15 protein-coding genes and 1 pseudogene are annotated in these 15,227 nt (G+C 67.9%); 11 read left to right on the forward strand and 5 right to left on the reverse strand.

The annotated features are described in order from the left end of the window. Positions 1 to 44: 44 nt before the first annotated feature. Both ABZT49_RS20780 and ABZT49_RS20785 read left to right on the forward strand, forming a co-directional pair. Complete coding sequence (locus ABZT49_RS20780; protein ID WP_355288593.1) at positions 45 to 590, forward strand: methylated-DNA--[protein]-cysteine S-methyltransferase; 546 nt, start codon at positions 45 to 47, stop codon at positions 588 to 590. Between the two features lie 240 nt (positions 591 to 830). Further along, a pseudogene (locus ABZT49_RS20785) lies at positions 831 to 1,621 on the forward strand (SDR family oxidoreductase). A gap of 81 nt (positions 1,622 to 1,702) precedes the next feature. On the opposite strand, the gene ABZT49_RS20790 reads toward ABZT49_RS20785, so the two are convergent. The 4 genes from ABZT49_RS20790 to groES form a co-directional block, all read right to left on the reverse strand. After that, positions 1,703 to 2,158 carry a PIN domain-containing protein gene (locus ABZT49_RS20790; RefSeq protein ID WP_355288595.1) on the reverse strand — a complete coding sequence of 152 codons (456 nt, stop codon included), beginning with the start codon at positions 2,156 to 2,158 and terminating at the stop codon, positions 1,703 to 1,705. Next, on the reverse strand, positions 2,158 to 2,400 hold the full coding sequence (locus ABZT49_RS20795) for a type II toxin-antitoxin system Phd/YefM family antitoxin (protein ID WP_355288596.1): 243 nt from the start codon (positions 2,398 to 2,400) through the stop codon (positions 2,158 to 2,160). The genes ABZT49_RS20790 and ABZT49_RS20795 overlap by 1 nt, the downstream gene beginning before the upstream one ends. A gap of 135 nt (positions 2,401 to 2,535) precedes the next feature. Next, positions 2,536 to 4,176, reverse strand: coding sequence for a chaperonin GroEL (gene groL, locus ABZT49_RS20800; protein ID WP_355288598.1), 1,641 nt, complete (start codon positions 4,174 to 4,176; stop codon positions 2,536 to 2,538). A gap of 106 nt (positions 4,177 to 4,282) precedes the next feature. Then, the gene (gene groES / locus ABZT49_RS20805; RefSeq protein ID WP_048433003.1) at positions 4,283 to 4,570 is read right to left on the reverse strand and encodes a co-chaperone GroES; all 288 of its coding nucleotides are present in this window, start codon (positions 4,568 to 4,570) and stop codon (positions 4,283 to 4,285) included. Positions 4,571 to 4,785: 215 nt separating this feature from the next. Between groES and ABZT49_RS20810 the strand changes: the two genes are divergently transcribed. The 3 genes from ABZT49_RS20810 to ABZT49_RS20820 all read left to right on the forward strand — a co-directional run bounded on the left by ABZT49_RS20810 (position 4,786) and on the right by ABZT49_RS20820 (position 8,510). Next, positions 4,786 to 5,784, forward strand: a complete 999-nt coding sequence (locus ABZT49_RS20810) for a CorA family divalent cation transporter (RefSeq protein WP_355288600.1) — start codon at positions 4,786 to 4,788, stop codon at positions 5,782 to 5,784. Between the two features lie 258 nt (positions 5,785 to 6,042). Next, complete coding sequence (locus ABZT49_RS20815; RefSeq protein ID WP_355288602.1) at positions 6,043 to 7,479, forward strand: TIGR03808 family TAT-translocated repetitive protein; 1,437 nt, start codon at positions 6,043 to 6,045, stop codon at positions 7,477 to 7,479. 224 nt (positions 7,480 to 7,703) lie between these two features. Then, entirely contained in the window at positions 7,704 to 8,510 is an 807-nt protein-coding gene (locus ABZT49_RS20820; RefSeq protein ID WP_407943537.1) for a class I SAM-dependent methyltransferase, read from the forward strand. A 32-nt stretch (positions 8,511 to 8,542) separates the two neighbouring features. Here ABZT49_RS20820 and ABZT49_RS20825 read toward each other — a convergent pair whose 3' ends face one another. Continuing rightward, complete coding sequence (locus tag ABZT49_RS20825; protein WP_355288605.1) at positions 8,543 to 9,406, reverse strand: DMT family transporter; 864 nt, start codon at positions 9,404 to 9,406, stop codon at positions 8,543 to 8,545. A 170-nt stretch (positions 9,407 to 9,576) separates the two neighbouring features. Here ABZT49_RS20825 and ABZT49_RS20830 point away from each other — a divergent pair, with 170 nt between their 5' ends. The 6 genes from ABZT49_RS20830 (at position 9,577) to ABZT49_RS20855 (ending at position 15,079) form a co-directional block, all read left to right on the forward strand. Further along, the gene (locus ABZT49_RS20830) at positions 9,577 to 10,821 is read left to right on the forward strand and encodes a glycosyltransferase family 4 protein (RefSeq protein WP_355288607.1); all 1,245 of its coding nucleotides are present in this window, start codon (positions 9,577 to 9,579) and stop codon (positions 10,819 to 10,821) included. A 321-nt stretch (positions 10,822 to 11,142) separates the two neighbouring features. Continuing rightward, positions 11,143 to 12,573: a polysaccharide biosynthesis C-terminal domain-containing protein gene (locus ABZT49_RS20835; RefSeq protein ID WP_355288608.1), complete on the forward strand. Its 1,431-nt coding sequence runs from the start codon at positions 11,143 to 11,145 to the stop codon at positions 12,571 to 12,573. Positions 12,574 to 12,622: 49 nt separating this feature from the next. After that, positions 12,623 to 12,964, forward strand: coding sequence for a nucleotidyltransferase domain-containing protein (locus tag ABZT49_RS20840; protein ID WP_355288610.1), 342 nt, complete (start codon positions 12,623 to 12,625; stop codon positions 12,962 to 12,964). Further along, on the forward strand, positions 12,951 to 13,355 hold the full coding sequence (locus ABZT49_RS20845; protein WP_355288612.1) for a HEPN domain-containing protein: 405 nt from the start codon (positions 12,951 to 12,953) through the stop codon (positions 13,353 to 13,355). The genes ABZT49_RS20840 and ABZT49_RS20845 overlap by 14 nt, the downstream gene beginning before the upstream one ends. A gap of 99 nt (positions 13,356 to 13,454) precedes the next feature. Next, entirely contained in the window at positions 13,455 to 14,633 is a 1,179-nt protein-coding gene (locus tag ABZT49_RS20850) for an FAD-binding protein (RefSeq protein WP_355288614.1), read from the forward strand. A gap of 38 nt (positions 14,634 to 14,671) precedes the next feature. Beyond that, positions 14,672 to 15,079, forward strand: a complete 408-nt coding sequence (locus ABZT49_RS20855; protein ID WP_355288616.1) for a VOC family protein — start codon at positions 14,672 to 14,674, stop codon at positions 15,077 to 15,079. Positions 15,080 to 15,227: the final 148 nt, after the last annotated feature.

Here is a 15,227-nt window from a genome sequence, read left to right on the forward strand (position 1 = left end):
GGGGTGATCCCGCCGGCCCGCGCCCGGTCTAAGCTCGGGCGGCCATGACCGCGACGTCCTTCCTCCTCGGCACGCTTCCGACCCCGATCGGCACGATGCTGCTGGTCTTCGACGAGGACGCGACCTTGCGTGCCCTCGACTGGTCGGACCACGAGGAGCGAATGCGGCGCCTGCTGCGCCTGCATCACGGCACCGCTTTCGTCTTGCGCGACGCCGCCCTGCCGCCGGCGTTGCGCGATCCGATCGAGGCCTATTTCGCCGGCGACCTCGCAGCGATCGATCGCCTCGGCGTCCGCCACAACGGCACCGCCTTTCAGCGCGAGGTCTGGGCGGCTTTGCGAACCATTCCGGCGGGCACTACCCTGAGCTACGGCGCCCTCGCGCAGCGTCTCGGCCGGACCAAGGCGGTGCGGGCGGTCGGGCTCGCCAACGGCGCCAACCCTGTCGGCCTCGTCGTGCCCTGTCATCGCGTGATCGGGGCGAATGCGAGCCTCACCGGCTATGGCGGCGGACTGCATCGCAAGCAGTGGCTGCTGGCGCATGAGGGGGTGCAGCTCGGGGGCGGGCAGGGGATGCTGGATCTGCGGTGAGGTGGGTGGTGCGTCGGCGCACCCTGCCGTTCGGCCATGCGCTCTCGCTGCATCCCACTCTCGGCCTCATCCTGAGGCGCGAGCGAAGCGAGCCTCGAAGGAGGGCTCCAGGCAGCGCCGGGAGTTCTGGAGCCCTCCTTCGAGGCCAACCGATCTTCGATCGGCCGGCACCTCAGGATGAGGTCGAGAGTAGCAGAAGGTGGAACAGCGGAAGGGCTTCCTCTCGTGTGCGAGGCGATCATGCAAAGGCTGACCGGGAAGACCTGCATCGTCACCGGCGCCGCTCGCGGCATCGGGCGCGCCATCGCCGCCCGCTTCCGGGAGGAGGGCGGCGAGGTCGTCGTCATCGACATCGACGAGATGGCGGGTGCTGCGACCGCCTCCGAGATCGGCGCGCGGTTCATCCGCCTGGATGTCGGCCGGGAGGAGGACTGGCAGCTTTTGGCTGACGCCGTCCCGGCCGCCGACGTGGTGGTGAACAATGCCGGCATCACCGGATTCGAGACCGGTCCGGTTCCCCATGATCCCGAACATGCGAGCCTCAAGGATTGGCGGGCGGTCCATCGCGTCAACCTCGACGGCACCTTCCTCGGCTGCCGGTACGCGATCCGGGCGATGAAGGCGCGGGGCCAAGGTTCGATCGTCCAAGGATCGATCATCAACGTCTCCTCGCGCTCAGGTTTGGTCGGCATCCCGGCCGCCGCGGCCTACGCCTCGTCGAAGGCCGCGATCCACAACCACACCAAGACGGTCGCGCTCTACTGCGCGCAGCAGGGCTGGGCGATCCGCTGCAACTCCATCCGGGGGCGATCCTGACGCCGATCTGGGAGCCGATGCTGGGGGAGGGGGCGGAGCGCGAGGCGCGGATGGCGGCGCTCGTCGCCGACACCCCGCTCAAGCGCTTCGGCACGCCTGAGGAGGTCGCGGCGGTGGCGGCGATGCTGGCCTCGGATGAGGCGACCTACATGACGGGGGCGGAACTGAATCTGGATGGTGGATTACTGGCGGGGTCGGCAGCGAGCCCGGGGTAGCGAGCGGGAGTGCCGTTGCGGCTTTCGGCGAAACCGCCCTCACCATGCAGGGAACGCCAGATCCCGAAGTGGAGCTCATGATCAGCCAGGAATCGGTGGCAGGCCAGCCTCGTACGGGTTGACGAAGGCGACGCCCATCGGCGCGAAGTCCTTCGCGTTGCGCGTCACGACGCATAAGCCGCGCAGTTCGGCCGTCGCCGCGATAGCGGCGTCCGCGAAGCCCGGCGAGGCTCCACGCATCTGCGCACGTGCCGAGAGGATGCCGGTCAGGCGGGCCACTTCACGGTCGAGCGGCAAGATGCGGGGGCCGTAAAGGTGTTCCACGACGTCGAGCCAGTCCCGCAGCCGTGCCGCCTTGCGCGATTCCCCCCGGATCATCGACCGCTCGATCCCGGCCGTCACCTCGGCGACCGTCACGACCGAGAGCCACAGGTGCTCCGCCGAAGCCTCCAGCCAGTCGGCGATGTCGGCGAAGGCGAGATCTATCTCCTTCGTTGGCGCCCCCTGGGACAGGATGTTGGTGTCGAGCAGGTACATCAGACATCGAAATCGCGCAGCGGGGTCCGGTCGCGCTCCGGCAGGTCGCCGTCGCGCAGCCCCGACGATGCGAGAAGCCTGCCGAAGTTTGGGACCGTCGCGAGACGCTGCCAATCCGCGAAGGACAGTACGACCGCCTCCGGTTTACCATGACGGGTGATGACGCTCGGCTCGCCGCGGACGGCATCGTCGATGACGGCGGACAGAGTCGCCTTGGCATCCCGAAGCTGAATCTCGCGCATCGCATCCTCTTATGACCACAATGGTCATATTTGCGATGAAGGCTTCGCGTCTGCAAGCGCGTCGTGGGTCGCCCCAACGGAAAAGGGGCCGCCTCGCGGCGACCCCTCCCGTCTCTCAAGACTGGTCGGCTGGACTTAGAAGTCCATGCCGCCCATGCCGCCGCCCGGCATCGCCGGAGCAGGGCTGTCCTTCTTCGGCGCGTCGGCGACCATCGCCTCGGTCGTCACCAGCAGGCCGGCCACCGAGGCGGCGTCCTGCAGGGCGGTGCGCACGACCTTGGCCGGGTCGACGATGCCGGCCTGGATCATGTCGACGTACTCTTCGGTCTGGGCGTTGAAGCCGTAGGTCTCCGAGTCGCCCTTGTCGCCGATCTTGCCGACCACGATCGAGCCCTCGACGCCGGCGTTGCTGGCGATCTGGCGGATCGGGGCCTCAAGGGCCTTCAGGACGATCTTGATACCGGCCTGGACGTCGGCGTTGTCGCTCGACAGCGAGGCCACGGCCTTCTTGGCGCGCAGGAGCGCGGTGCCGCCGCCGGGAACGATGCCTTCCTCGACCGCCGCGCGGGTGGCGTGGAGAGCGTCGTCGACGCGGTCCTTCTTCTCCTTGACCTCGACCTCGGTCGCGCCGCCGACGCGGATCACCGCGACGCCGCCCGCGAGCTTGGCCAGACGCTCCTGGAGCTTCTCGCGGTCGTAGTCCGAGGTGGTCTCCTCGATCTGCGCCTTGATCTGCTGGACGCGGGCCTCGATGTCGGCCTTCTCGCCGGCGCCGTCGATGATCGTGGTGTTCTCCTTCTCGATGCGGACGCGCTTGGCGCGGCCGAGCATCGGGAGGGTCACGTTCTCGAGCTTGATGCCGAGGTCCTCGGCGATCATCTGACCCTGGGTCAGGATCGCGATGTCCTCGAGCATGGCCTTGCGACGGTCACCGAAGCCCGGCGCCTTCACGGCCGCGACCTTCAGGCCGCCGCGCAGCTTGTTGACCACGAGGGTGGCGAGCGCCTCGCCCTCGATGTCCTCGGCGACGATCAGCAGCGGCTTGCCGGTCTGGACGACGGCCTCGAGCACCGGCAGCATCGCCTGGAGCGACGACAGCTTCTTCTCGTGGATGAGGATGTAGGGATCCTCGAGCTCGGCGATCATCTTCTCCGCATTCGTAATGAAGTACGGGGAGAGGTAGCCGCGGTCGAACTGCATGCCCTCGACGACGTCGAGCTCGGTCTCGGCGGTCTTCGCCTCCTCGACCGTGATCACGCCCTCGTTGCCGACCTTCTGCATGGCATGGGCGATCATCTCGCCGATGTCCTTGTCGCCGTTGGCCGAGATCGTGCCGACCTGGGCGATCTCCTCCGAGGCCGACACCTTCTTGGCGCGGCTCTGGATGTCCTTCACGGCGGCCTGGGTGGCGAGGTCGATGCCGCGCTTCAGGTCCATCGGGTTCATGCCGGCGGCGACGTACTTGGCGCCCTCGCGGACGATCGCCTGGGCCAGCACGGTCGCGGTGGTGGTGCCGTCACCCGCGATGTCGTTGGTCTTCGAGGCCACTTCGCGCACCATCTGGGCGCCCATGTTCTCGAACTTGTCGGCGAGCTCGATCTCCTTGGCGACGGTCACGCCGTCCTTGGTGATCCGGGGCGCGCCGAAGCTCTTCTCGATCACGACGTTGCGGCCCTTCGGGCCGAGCGTGACCTTCACGGCATCCGCCAGGATGTCCACGCCGCGCAGCATCTTCTCGCGGGCGTCGGAGGCGAAACGAACGTCTTTCGCTGCCATGGTGATTCCTCACTTTGGATCGGTGTTGCAGGGGACAGCCGTCCGGCGTCAGCTCCCGGGAAGGGGCGCCGCCGTCGGGCTCGCAGGGCGTCTCAGGGGGTGGCGGTTACGCCAGCACGCCCATGATGTCGGACTCCTTCATGATGAGGAGGTCCTTGCCGTCGATCTTGACCTCGGTGCCCGACCACTTGCCGAACAGGACGCGGTCGCCGGCCTTGACGTCGAGGGGGTTCAGCTTGCCGGACTCGTCGCGGGCGCCGGGGCCGACGGCGACGATCTCGCCCTCTTGCGGCTTCTCCTTGGCGGTGTCCGGGATGATGATGCCGCCCTTGGTCTTCTCCTCGCTCTCGATGCGACGGACGACGACACGGTCGTGCAGCGGACGGAATTGCATGTGCTGCCCTCTTGCTTCGCAGAACGCATTGCGGTTGGTGCTGGCGCCGAAGCCGCCTTCCAACCGGGGCATTAGCACTCTCGTGAGGTGAGTGCTAAGGCTGGTGGGGAGATAATCGGGCCGCGCGGACGAGTCAAGGCGCTGGCGTGTGGCTTGCGCGGCACAATGGACGGGCGAGGGACCATCGAACCCGTCGAGCAGGAGCTCCCCCTCTCATGATCACGCTGCACGGCTCCGAGGGGGTCGTCGCCGAGGGGCAGGCCTGCGCGGCCGCGCCGCTGCCGGCCCACGGCACCTGGCTCGACCTCGACGATCCGAGCGAGGCCGAGACGGCCCTCGCCGAGGCCGCGACCGGGCTCAAGGTGCCCTCCCGCGCGGCGTTGAGCGAGGTGCAGAACTCGCGCCGCCTCAACCGGCGCAAGGACGCGTTCTACCTGAGCACCCCGATGGTCTCGTTCCGCGACGACGACCTGACGCTCCGCCCCCTCGGCTTCGTGCTGACGCCCGAGCGCCTGCTCACCGTCCGGTTCCAGCCGCTCTCCGCCTTCGACACGGTCAAGGCGCGCCAGGCCGAGCGGGACGGGCCTGCCTCCAGCGTCGAGACCTTCCTGGCGCTCCACGAGGAGTTGATCGACCGCCTGGCCGACACCCTCGAGACGATGAGTGACGAGCTCGATTCCCTCTCGACCCGGATCTTCACCTTCGACACCAGCGCCAACGGCAACGGTCGGCGCGAAGGGTCGGCGCCGAAGCGCCGTGATCTCGCCCTGCGGCGGCTGCTGCGCGCCATCGGCCGGCGCGGCAAGGCGCTGGCGAAGCTGCGTGCCGCGCTGCTCGGCCTCGGCCGCATCCTGCCCTTCGTCGCCGGCGAGGGGGAGGGCTGGCTGAAGCCCGAGGAGAAGGCCCGTTTCGAGAGCCTGCGCCTCGACGTCGCCTCCCTCGACGAGTTCGAGACGCGCCTGTCCGAGACGGTGCAGTTCCTGCTCGACGCGACGCTCGGCCTGATCAACATGGAGCAGAACAACACCTTCCGGGTGCTCACGGTCGTCTCGGTGATCGGCATCCCGCCGACCCTGATGGCCTCGGTCTACGGCATGAACTTCAAGCACATGCCGGAGCTGGACTGGGCCTGGGGCTATCCGTTCGGGCTCGCCGTCATTGCCGCGAGCGCGCTGGTGCCGGCGATCTACTTTAAGCTGAGGGGGTGGTTCTGAGCGGAGCCGCCGTTCAGAATGCTCGTCTGACGGCCTACCTTCGAAAGACGACAAAATATAATTAAATATATCAATCTATAAAATTTTATCATTAAACGTCCTGAAATGGTATATTTTGCTCATCTGAAAATGAAATTAAACTTGATTTTTGAAGATTTGTTTAGGTATGGCTTATAACTGCTCATTGACCGAATTTTTCGAATCATTGATGAAGCCGGGGTCGGAAGTGAACTCTCCGACTCGGACGAGGCACATCCTATGCCAAAGATCAATATCGATGCGGAAGCTATTGTTCTTTCGAGCGATGCAGGTGGCGATACGCTCGAGTCGGCTATCAATCTGGCGATAGGAAATAAGAAATCACTCGTGATCTTGCCGGGGACGTATGACGCCTCGGAAATTTACATCAGCGACAGCATCCATATCCGTGGGATCGGTGGCACCGTCATCATCCAGTCGAGTGGATCGACGGCGGTCATGATCACCGTGGAATCGTCGCAGTCCGGCACGCGCATCTCCGACGTGACCATCGAGGGCTGCAACTTCGACGGCAACAATGCCGACTTTCCGACTGGCGATCGGACAAGCTTCATTCGTGCCCGGAACGTCGACCGACTGGTCATCGAAGGTTGCTTCTTCGGCCGATCCCGGGATTCCGGGATTTATCTAAGCGCCGTCGCCGGCCGTATCTCAGGTAACGAGTTCTACGATTGTCGGACCGCGATCTCGGCTGCCGGGTCGGTGGGTCTCGTCATCGATAAAAATTATATTCGCGACAGCAAAGACAACGGCATCAATCTGTGGCAGCCCAACCCGAATTTCGATGGAACGGTGATTACCGGTAACCGCATCTTCGGCGTCGACAACGACACCGGAGGCTCCGGCCAGTTCGGCAACGCGATCATCGGATACGAAGCTCATAATATCATCGTCTCCAACAACGTCATCTCGGGCGTGAAATATTCCGGGATACGTTTCAATGTGTGCACGAATTCGCAGATCATCGGTAACAACATATCGAACACGCGCGAGACGGCAATCTTCGTCGAGGCTCCCGATTCCAGCCAGTACGGCTATACGGGCGTCGTGGTGCAGGGAAACATCTTGTCGACGGTGGGAAACGGCATCTCTGTCGTCAACCCGAACTACTCGGGGCGTCGCGTCACGGTGACGGGTAATTCCATCACCGATTCAACGTTCAATACGTATGACGAATGGGCAACTCCCGACAGGAATCCGGCTCAGCGCTACACGATCACCTCCTACGCTGCCGGAGTCATCGCAGCCGGGGCCGACATCGTCGTGGCGAACAACGTGGTGGAAAACTGCCAGAGCCAAGGTGTGGTCGTGCATCCGCTGGGAACATACGATCCCAGCACGCAGCAGCGCCGCGACCAGAACATCGTCTCGGTCCTGGCGCTCGGCAACATCATGAAGCAGTGCCAGATCGGCATCGGCTACAACGAGGATGATGACCGAGGATACGCGGAGATCGCCGAGAACATCATCATCGGATCGTCCGGAGGATCGGTCGTCCCAGTCTATTCTCCGAGCTTCGACACCCACACCTCGGCGGGATTTCTGCCTAAGCCCTACGAGCGCGTGGCGGGGTCTGCGGATCAAGGCAATGCGACATCGCCGATTACCGACCGCATCTCGTTCAGTCGCAACAAGGCGCTGCCCTTGACCGCCTGACAAGCCGGGGCCGGATCTCGTCCGGCCCCGCCCCAGCTGCGCGACCTGAACGAGCACCCGGAAATTTTTCAATGGTCTGTTCACTATGACTTAAGGAAAACTTCAAAAATAAGTTTAAATACAGATTCGCAACATCTTGAGCGTCGCGCCGTTTATTTTTTTTCAAATCATTGCATCCATGGTCGCAAGCGTTCGAAGATTGCTCAACCGACCGACGGAAGGACATGTCCGTGAATTTTCCTCGTTCTGTCGTGGACTTCGAGGCCGGATCGGTGCCGCTGCCGGCTCGGTCGATCCGCGAGATTGCCGACACGCTCGGCTACACCTCGGACTGGAACTGGAGTTGGGACAACTACAAGAGCATGATCCTGGCGATGTCGAAGGCCTACGGCCTGCGGCAGCACCTGGAGATTGGGGGTGGTCGCGATCCCCTGTTCAACCCCGCCGAGTTGAACGAGCATGACATCCGCGTGACGATCAACGATCTGTCGCAGACGGAACTCGATCTCGCTCCCCCTGAGTTTTCCAAGCTCTGCTGCGACATCGCTTCGCCCTCGACCCCTGATGTCGTCGGGAGCGAACAGTTCGATTTTGCCTATTGCCGGATGGTGATGGAACATGTGCATGATGTGCCGCAGATGTGGCGCAACGTGCATGGCCTTCTGAAGCCGGGCGGCGCGGCGTTGAGCTTCTTCCCGACCCTGTTCGCCCCGCCCTTCGTCATCAATGAATTGATGCCCGAGCGGCTGTCGCGGGCGGTGCTGCACACACTCTTTCCCGATCGCCGCGACGATGGCGACAATCCCAAGTTTCCGGCCTACTACAATCTGTGCCGTGGCAACGAGACGGCGATCGTACCGCTGTTGCGGGAGATCGGCTTCCGGGAGGTCGTCGTGCTGCCGTTCTACGGCTACAGCTACTTCTGGAAGATTCCTGTCCTCAAGCAGGTTGACGCGGCGTTCACCCACGTCGCGCGGCAACGCGACTGGCGCACCTTCACGAGCTTCGCCTACGTCATCGCCCGCAAGTAGCACGGAGACCAAGCCGGGCCTCGCAGCCCCGCTCACCGCCGCGCCGCCAGCGCCGACCCGGCCAGGATCAGCCCCGCGCCCGCCAGCGTCGCCACCCCCGGCACTTCGCCGAAGGCGACGTAGCCGAGGCCGATCGCCCAGAGGAGGGCGGTGTATTCCATTGCGGCGAGGCGCGAGGCCTCGGCCCTGGCATAGGCGCGGCTGAGCACGAGGTGGCCGGCGACGCCGAGCACGCCGACGAGGACGAGGAGCGCCCAGTCGGGCGCCGCGACCGGGCTCCACGTCCAGACCGCGGGCGCGGCCAGCATCGCGGCCGGGCCGGCATTCTGGATCGCCACGATGGTCACCACCGGGTCGTGCCGGGCGCGGGCGCGGAGCAGCACCATCGAGAGCGCGTAGGTCAGCGCCGAGGCGAGGATCGCCGCGATGCCCCAGGCGGAGCCAGCCGCCCGCGGCGCCGCGGTGCCGACCTGCCCCGCCACCACGATCCCGACCCCGGCAAAGCCGACAACGAGCCCGGCCCAGACCGGCGGCCGCACCCTCTCGCGCAGGAGCAAGGCGGCGAACAGCGCGATGAAGATCGGGCTTAAGAAAGACAGCGCCAGCGCCTCGGCGAGCGGCAGCACCGACAGGCCATGGAAGAAGCAGAGCGCCGTCACGACCACCAGCACCGCCCGCAGGCCGTTGGCGCGCCAGGTCTCGTCCGAGGGCCAGCCGGGGCGCAACACGGCGAGCACGCCCGCCATGACGAGGGTGCCGACGAGGTAGCGGGCGAAGGCGATGCCGGTGACGCCGTAGCGATCGGACAGGCCCTTGATGGTGGCATCCATCAGCGAGAGGAGCCCGATGCCGAGGGCGGCGAGCAGGATCGCGGAGGCGGGGGAGGGGGCGCGCATGGTCGTGAGCCGAATGGCCTGGGGAGGGGCGCAGCGCAAGGCCGACGCCTCTACGGCGCTTAGGCGATTCCTAAGGGGTCGGATCCATCGTCGGGCCCGGATCCGCCACGCCCGAAGGGAGCCCGACCGATGCTGCACGATGGTGCCGGCCCGCCTTGCGGAGGACGGGCGTGAGAATCCTTCTCGTCGCCGACCACGCCTACATCAACGGCGGCCAGGCCAAGGTCTCGCTCGAGAGCGCGATCGGGCTCGCCCGCCGCGGCCACGAGGTGGTGCTGTTCGCCGCCGTCGGCCCGGCCGATCCGCGCCTGGCCGAGGCCGGGGTGCGCACGGTGCTGCTGGGCCAGACCGACGTGACGCAGGCGCGCTCGCTGGCGCGCTTCGGCGTGCAATGGCTGTGGAACGGGCCCGCCGCGGCCGAGTTGCGCGGCCTCATCGCCGAGTCCGATCCGCGCGACACGGTGGTCCACGTCCATGCCTGGGCGAAGGCCCTCTCGCCCTCGATCGGGCCGGTGCTGCGGAACACGGCCGCGCCGGTGGTCTACACCGCGCACGAATACTACCTCGCCTGCCCGAATGGCGGCTTCTACGATTACCCGGTCGCCGCCGCCTGCCACCGGATTCCGAACGGGCCGGCCTGCCTGGCGCATAATTGCGACTCGCGCACCTATCCGCGCAAGCTGATGCGCGTCGCCCGCCACGAACTGATGCGCCGTACCGGCCTCGTCGATGGCATCGACGCGATGATCACCATCAGCCGGCTGCAGCGGGAGGTGCTGGCGCCTTACCTGCCCGAGGCGATGCGCTACTACGACGTGCCGAACCCGGTCGACGTCGCGCCGCTGGGCCACCGGGTAGGTCCGCCCGGCGACTTCGTGTTCGTCGGCCGGATCTCGCCCGAGAAGGGCCCGGCGGTCTTCGCCGAGGCGGCGCGGCTCGCCGGCATGCGGGCGGTCTTCGCCGGGGACGGACCGGCCCGGGCCGAACTGGAGGCACGCTATCCCGAGGCGCTGTTCCTCGGCTGGCAGAGCCCCGACCAGGTGAAGGCGGTCCTGCGGGGTGCCCGCGCCCTGGTCTTCCCGTCGGTCTGGTACGAGGGCCAGCCCCTCACGGTACTCGAGGCGCTGGCGCTCGGCACCCCGGTCCTCGTCAGCGACGTCTGCGCCGGCCGCGAGGCGGTGCGCCACGGCGAGAGCGGGCTGTGGTTCCGCTCCAACGACCCGCGCTCCCTCGCCGACGCCATGGGCCATCTGTCCAACGATGCGACGGCGATGCGGATGGGGCGAGCCGCCTACGACCTGTTCTGGGCCGATCCCCTGACCCTGGAGCGCCATCTCGACGGGTTGGAGCGGGTGTACCGGGAGGTGGCCGGGCGGGAGGGGCGAGAGGCGGGGCCGGTGCGGGCGGCGGGGTAGGTCTCGCGTTCCGCGTCAGGGCAGAGCGCGGGCTTCTCCTCTCCCCGCGGGCGGGGGAGAGGGCTGCGTCCCCGTTCAGGGGATGCAGCGAGCGGAGGCGCAGCCGGAGCGAGGGTGAGGGGGTGCTTCCAGACGAGGCTCATCCGGCACCACCCCCTCACCCTCGCCCTGCGGGCTCGCCGAGCCGCCTGGACGGCAGCTCGTCCCTCTCCCCGCCCGCGGGGAGAGGAGGGAATCCGCGCTCCATACTCACACCGTTTTCTCCCACGAAGTCTCTGACCCGCACCACACCCCCAGCCCCCCGAACGAGCACTTCACCCAATGGCGGTCATCGCGGCCTTCGTGGTCAACGCGGTCATGAACCTGGCCCTCGGTCTGCTCATCGCGCAGATCCTGGGGCCGGCGGATTTCGGCCGCTTCGCCCTCGGCACCGCCGGGGCGGTGGCGCTCAACACGCTGCTGTTCGAGTGGCTGCGCCTCTCGGCGACCCGGTTCTACTCCGAGCGCGTCCGGCAGGCCGAGCCGTGGATCCGGGGCATGCTCGACCGTGCCTATCTCGCGACCGTCGTCGGGCTCCTCGGCGCGGCGCTGCTCGCGCTTGCCGGGCGGCCGGTCTTCGGCGATCCGGCGCTCCTCGCCGCGGCCGCGGCGGCGGCCGCGATCGGCCTCGGCCTGTTCGACTATGCGGCGGCGCTCGCCCGGGCCCGCTTCGTCGGCGGGCTCTACCTGCGCCTCGTCCTCGTCAAGAACGCCCTGACCCTGCCGCTGATGGTCGGCATCGCCTGGGCGACCGCGGACGCCGCCGCGGTGATGCTCGCCGGGGGCCTGAGCCAGTTCCTCGCCGCGCTCCTCGTTCGGCGCGCCTTCGCGGACCCGCCGATCGCCCACGAGACGGCGCGACGCCAGGACTCGCTCCGGCTGTTCATGGGCTACGGCCTGCCGATCGTCGCCGCCAACCTCGTCTACCAGCTGATGCCCTTCGCCAACCGCTGGGCGGTCGCGGGGGCGGCGGGCTTCGCCGAGGCCGGCTACTTCTCGCTGGCGGCGGATATCGGCGGCCGGATCTTCAGCACGCTCGGCGCCGCCCTCGACCTCCTGCTGTTCCAGATCGCCGTGCTGGCCGCCGAGACCCACGGCCACGAGGCCGGCGAGGAGCAGGTCGCCCGCAACGGCGCCGTGGTGCTGGCGCTGATCCTGCCGAGCGCCGCCGGATTCTGGGCGCTGGCCCCGGCGCTGGAGGCGATCGCGGTACCGGAGGCCTTCCGCGGGCACTTCGTGACCTACACGCTGCTGCTGCTGCCGGGCCTCCTCGCTTTGGCGCTGATGAACTTCGCCCTCAACCCGATCTTCCAGATCCGCCGCCGCACCCTGCCCCTCGTCGCCGCGGGGGGAATCGGGGCCGTCGTCAACCTCGTGGCAGCACTCGCGCTGGCCGGGCCCTACGGCCCCCACGGCATCGCCGCCGCGCAATCGCTCGGCTTCATTGCCGCCATGCTGTTCCTCGGCCTGCGCGCACTCACCGGGCCGGGCCGCCTGCGGATGTCCTGGCGCGACCCGCTCGCCGTCCTGCTCGCTACCGGGGCGATGACGGTGGCGATCCTTCCCTTGCGCGGCCTCTCGCCCTGGCTCGCCCTGCCGGCCTGCATCGTCACTGGCAGCCTCGTCTACGGCGCGCTCGTCTGGTGCTTCGACATCGCGGGCCTGCGCACGGCGGTGCTGGCGCGGTTCGGCCGGGTCGTTCCGGCGGAGTAGGGGCTTGCGACTAACCCGGTCCCGTCGCAGGATCGGGCACGAGGATCGCATGACCGACATCGCCCGCCGCGCCGACGTCCCGGAGCCTCTGAGGCCGCTCGTCTCTCGCATCATCCGCGATGCGGACCCACTCGACATCTGGCTGTTCGGAAGCCGCGCCCGGGGCGAGGCGCGGGCCGACAGCGACTGGGACCTCCTCGTCGTGCTCCCCGACGATGTCGACGACGCCTTGCTCGATCCGTTCTTCGGCTGGCGGCTCCAGCGCGACAGCGGGGTCCGGGCGGATGTGCTGACGGCGACACGGGGCGATCTCGACGCGGTCTGGGGGGTGCCGAACACGATCGGTTATGTTCTTGCCCAAGAGGGCATCCGCCTGAATGTCAGCCGATAAGGCGACCACTGCCCTGTTGCGGATCGCGACAGCCGATCTCGCCGATGCGCGCGTTCTCGCAAACATGCGATCCCGCAATGCGCCCTACCTCTGCTCCCAAGCTGCGGAAAAGATCGTGAAAGCGGTTCTCACCGCCGAAGGCATTCATGCGAACCGAAATGTCGCTCACCGGATCGACTTGATGGTCGACCTTCTGCCCGACGCCAATGGGTTCAAGCCGCGTTTTCGCAAGATCGAAGGCCTGACGTCATACGCGACGAGCTATCGCTATCCTACGCCCACAGGCCGTGTCCCGACCGCACCCTCACCCGATAAACTGGCACGGCTGATCGACGAGACGGGCGATCTCCTGCGCGACGTGGCCGACCGGTTCGGCATCGACCTGACCTGACGCCGTCGCCCCCCGCTTGCAACCCGCCCCGGTTGCCCGCAATGATCCGCGCCCCGATCCCCGCGCATCCGGCGCGGCCCCTGCCCGAGCGAGCCCGCGATGAGCATCTATCAGCCCGGAAGCGAGGCGGAGGCCGCCGCCCTGATCGGCGAGGCGGCGGCGCGGCGCGAGCGGCTGCGGCTCGTCGGCGGCGGTACCCGGGCGGGGATCGGCCGTCCCGCGCAGGACGAGGCGACGCTCTCGGCGGCCGGCCTCACCGGCATCACCCTCCACGAGCCGGCCGAGCTCGTCATCGCGGCGCTCGCCGGCACGCCGCTCGCCGAGGTCGAGGCGCGGCTGGCCGAGGGCGGCCAGATGCTGCCCTTCGAGCCGATGGACCACCGCGTGCTGCTGGGCACCTCCGGCGCGCCGACGATCGGGGCAGTCGCGGCCGGCAACATCTCGGGACCGCGGAGGATCGCCGGGGGCGCCGCCCGCGACAGCCTGATCGGGGTGCGCTTCATCAACGGGCGCGGCGAGGCGGTGAAGTCCGGCGGCCGGGTGATGAAGAACGTCACCGGGCTCGACCTTGTGAAGCTGATGGCCGGCTCCTGGGGGACGCTCGGCTTCCTCACCGAGGTCACCTTCAAGGTGCTCCCCGTGCCCGAGCGCACCGCGACCCTGGTGCTGGCCGGCCTCGACGATGCCCGCGCCGTCGAGGCGATGAGCCTCGCCCTCGGCTCGCCGTTCGAGATCACCGGTGCGGCCCACCTGCCGGAGGGAATGGACGGACCGGCGCGCACGCTCCTGCGCATCGAGGGTTTCTCGGCTTCGGTCGATTACCGCCTCGGCGAGCTGACACGCCTCCTGCGCCGCGTCGGCAAGCCGGACGTGCTGGAGGGCGAGCCCGCGACGGACCTGTGGCGCACGGTGCGCGACGTGCTGCCGTTTACCGGCGGCGACGAGGCGGTGTGGCGCCTCTCGACCGCACCGAACCGCGGCCCCACGGTCGCGGCCGCCATCGCGGCGGCCCGGCCGGCGCGCTGGTTCTACGATTGGGGCGGCGGCCTCGTCTGGCTCGCGACGTCCGCGACGGGTGATGCGGGCGCTGCCGACGTGCGGGCGGCCCTCGGCGGCGCCGGCCACGCGACGTTGGTGCGGGCGCCGGATGCCGTGCGGGCGGCGGTGCCAGTCTTCGAGCCCCTGTCCGAGCCCCTGATGCGGATCACCGCCGGCCTCAAGGCCGCACACGACCCCGCCGGCCTGTTCAACCCGGGGCGGATGTACGCCGGGATCTGACACCAGAGGTCGACAATCGGGGGAGCGGTCCGGCGATCATGAGCGTCATCTCGCATGTCTGCCTCGGCACCGCCGACCTCGCCCGCGCAGTCCCGTTCTACGCCGCCCTGTTCGAGGAGCTCGGCCTGAAGCTCCGTTTCCACGAGCCGGAGAACGGCTGGGCCGGCTGGATGCCGCGGGACGCCGACCGGCCGCTCGTGATCGTCGGCCGGCCGTGGAACGGCGAGGCTCCAGATCCGGGCAACGGGCTCATGACGGCGCTGACCGCCCGCACGCGCGCGAGCGTCGACCGCTGCCACGCCCTGGCCCTGGCGGCGGGCGGCACCTGCGAGGGAGCGCCCGGGCTGCGGCCGCACTACCATCCGGCCTATTACGGCGCCTACTTTCGTGATCTCGACGGCAACAAGCTCTGCGTGGTGTGTCACGAGGCCGAAGGGGATGCGTGACGGCCCGATCCGCTGCGAGAGCACGGCCCGATCGCGTTGCAATCAGGCAGTGTAACCGGGGCAAATTTGCGGGTTTTGGGTTTGCTCCGGCTGTCCCGATGTGATTCATCATTGGCATGGCGCAGCCTGATCCCGCTTCGGTCGAGAC

Origin of the sequence: Methylobacterium sp. EM32, assembly GCF_040593685.1 — a bacterium.
Classification (GTDB): Bacteria; Pseudomonadota; Alphaproteobacteria; order Rhizobiales; family Beijerinckiaceae; genus Methylobacterium.

Excerpts from the sequence above, each read along its gene's own strand:
- ABZT49_RS20780 (WP_355288593.1), top strand. The coding sequence starts at position 45 with ATGACCGCGACGTCCTTCCTCCTCGGCACGCTTCCGACCCCGATCGGC.
- ABZT49_RS20790 (WP_355288595.1), bottom strand. The coding sequence starts at position 2,158 with ATGTACCTGCTCGACACCAACATCCTGTCCCAGGGGGCGCCAACGAAG.
- ABZT49_RS20795 (WP_355288596.1), bottom strand. The coding sequence starts at position 2,400 with ATGCGCGAGATTCAGCTTCGGGATGCCAAGGCGACTCTGTCCGCCGTC.
- groL (WP_355288598.1), bottom strand. The coding sequence starts at position 4,176 with ATGGCAGCGAAAGACGTTCGTTTCGCCTCCGACGCCCGCGAGAAGATG.
- groES (WP_048433003.1), bottom strand. The coding sequence starts at position 4,570 with ATGCAATTCCGTCCGCTGCACGACCGTGTCGTCGTCCGTCGCATCGAG.
- ABZT49_RS20810 (WP_355288600.1), top strand. The coding sequence starts at position 4,786 with ATGATCACGCTGCACGGCTCCGAGGGGGTCGTCGCCGAGGGGCAGGCC.
- ABZT49_RS20815 (WP_355288602.1), top strand. The coding sequence starts at position 6,043 with ATGCCAAAGATCAATATCGATGCGGAAGCTATTGTTCTTTCGAGCGAT.
- ABZT49_RS20820 (WP_407943537.1), top strand. The coding sequence starts at position 7,704 with ATGTCCGTGAATTTTCCTCGTTCTGTCGTGGACTTCGAGGCCGGATCG.
- ABZT49_RS20825 (WP_355288605.1), bottom strand. The coding sequence starts at position 9,406 with ATGCGCGCCCCCTCCCCCGCCTCCGCGATCCTGCTCGCCGCCCTCGGC.
- ABZT49_RS20835 (WP_355288608.1), top strand. The coding sequence starts at position 11,143 with ATGGCGGTCATCGCGGCCTTCGTGGTCAACGCGGTCATGAACCTGGCC.
- ABZT49_RS20840 (WP_355288610.1), top strand. The coding sequence starts at position 12,623 with ATGACCGACATCGCCCGCCGCGCCGACGTCCCGGAGCCTCTGAGGCCG.
- ABZT49_RS20845 (WP_355288612.1), top strand. The coding sequence starts at position 12,951 with ATGTCAGCCGATAAGGCGACCACTGCCCTGTTGCGGATCGCGACAGCC.
- ABZT49_RS20850 (WP_355288614.1), top strand. The coding sequence starts at position 13,455 with ATGAGCATCTATCAGCCCGGAAGCGAGGCGGAGGCCGCCGCCCTGATC.
- ABZT49_RS20855 (WP_355288616.1), top strand. The coding sequence starts at position 14,672 with ATGAGCGTCATCTCGCATGTCTGCCTCGGCACCGCCGACCTCGCCCGC.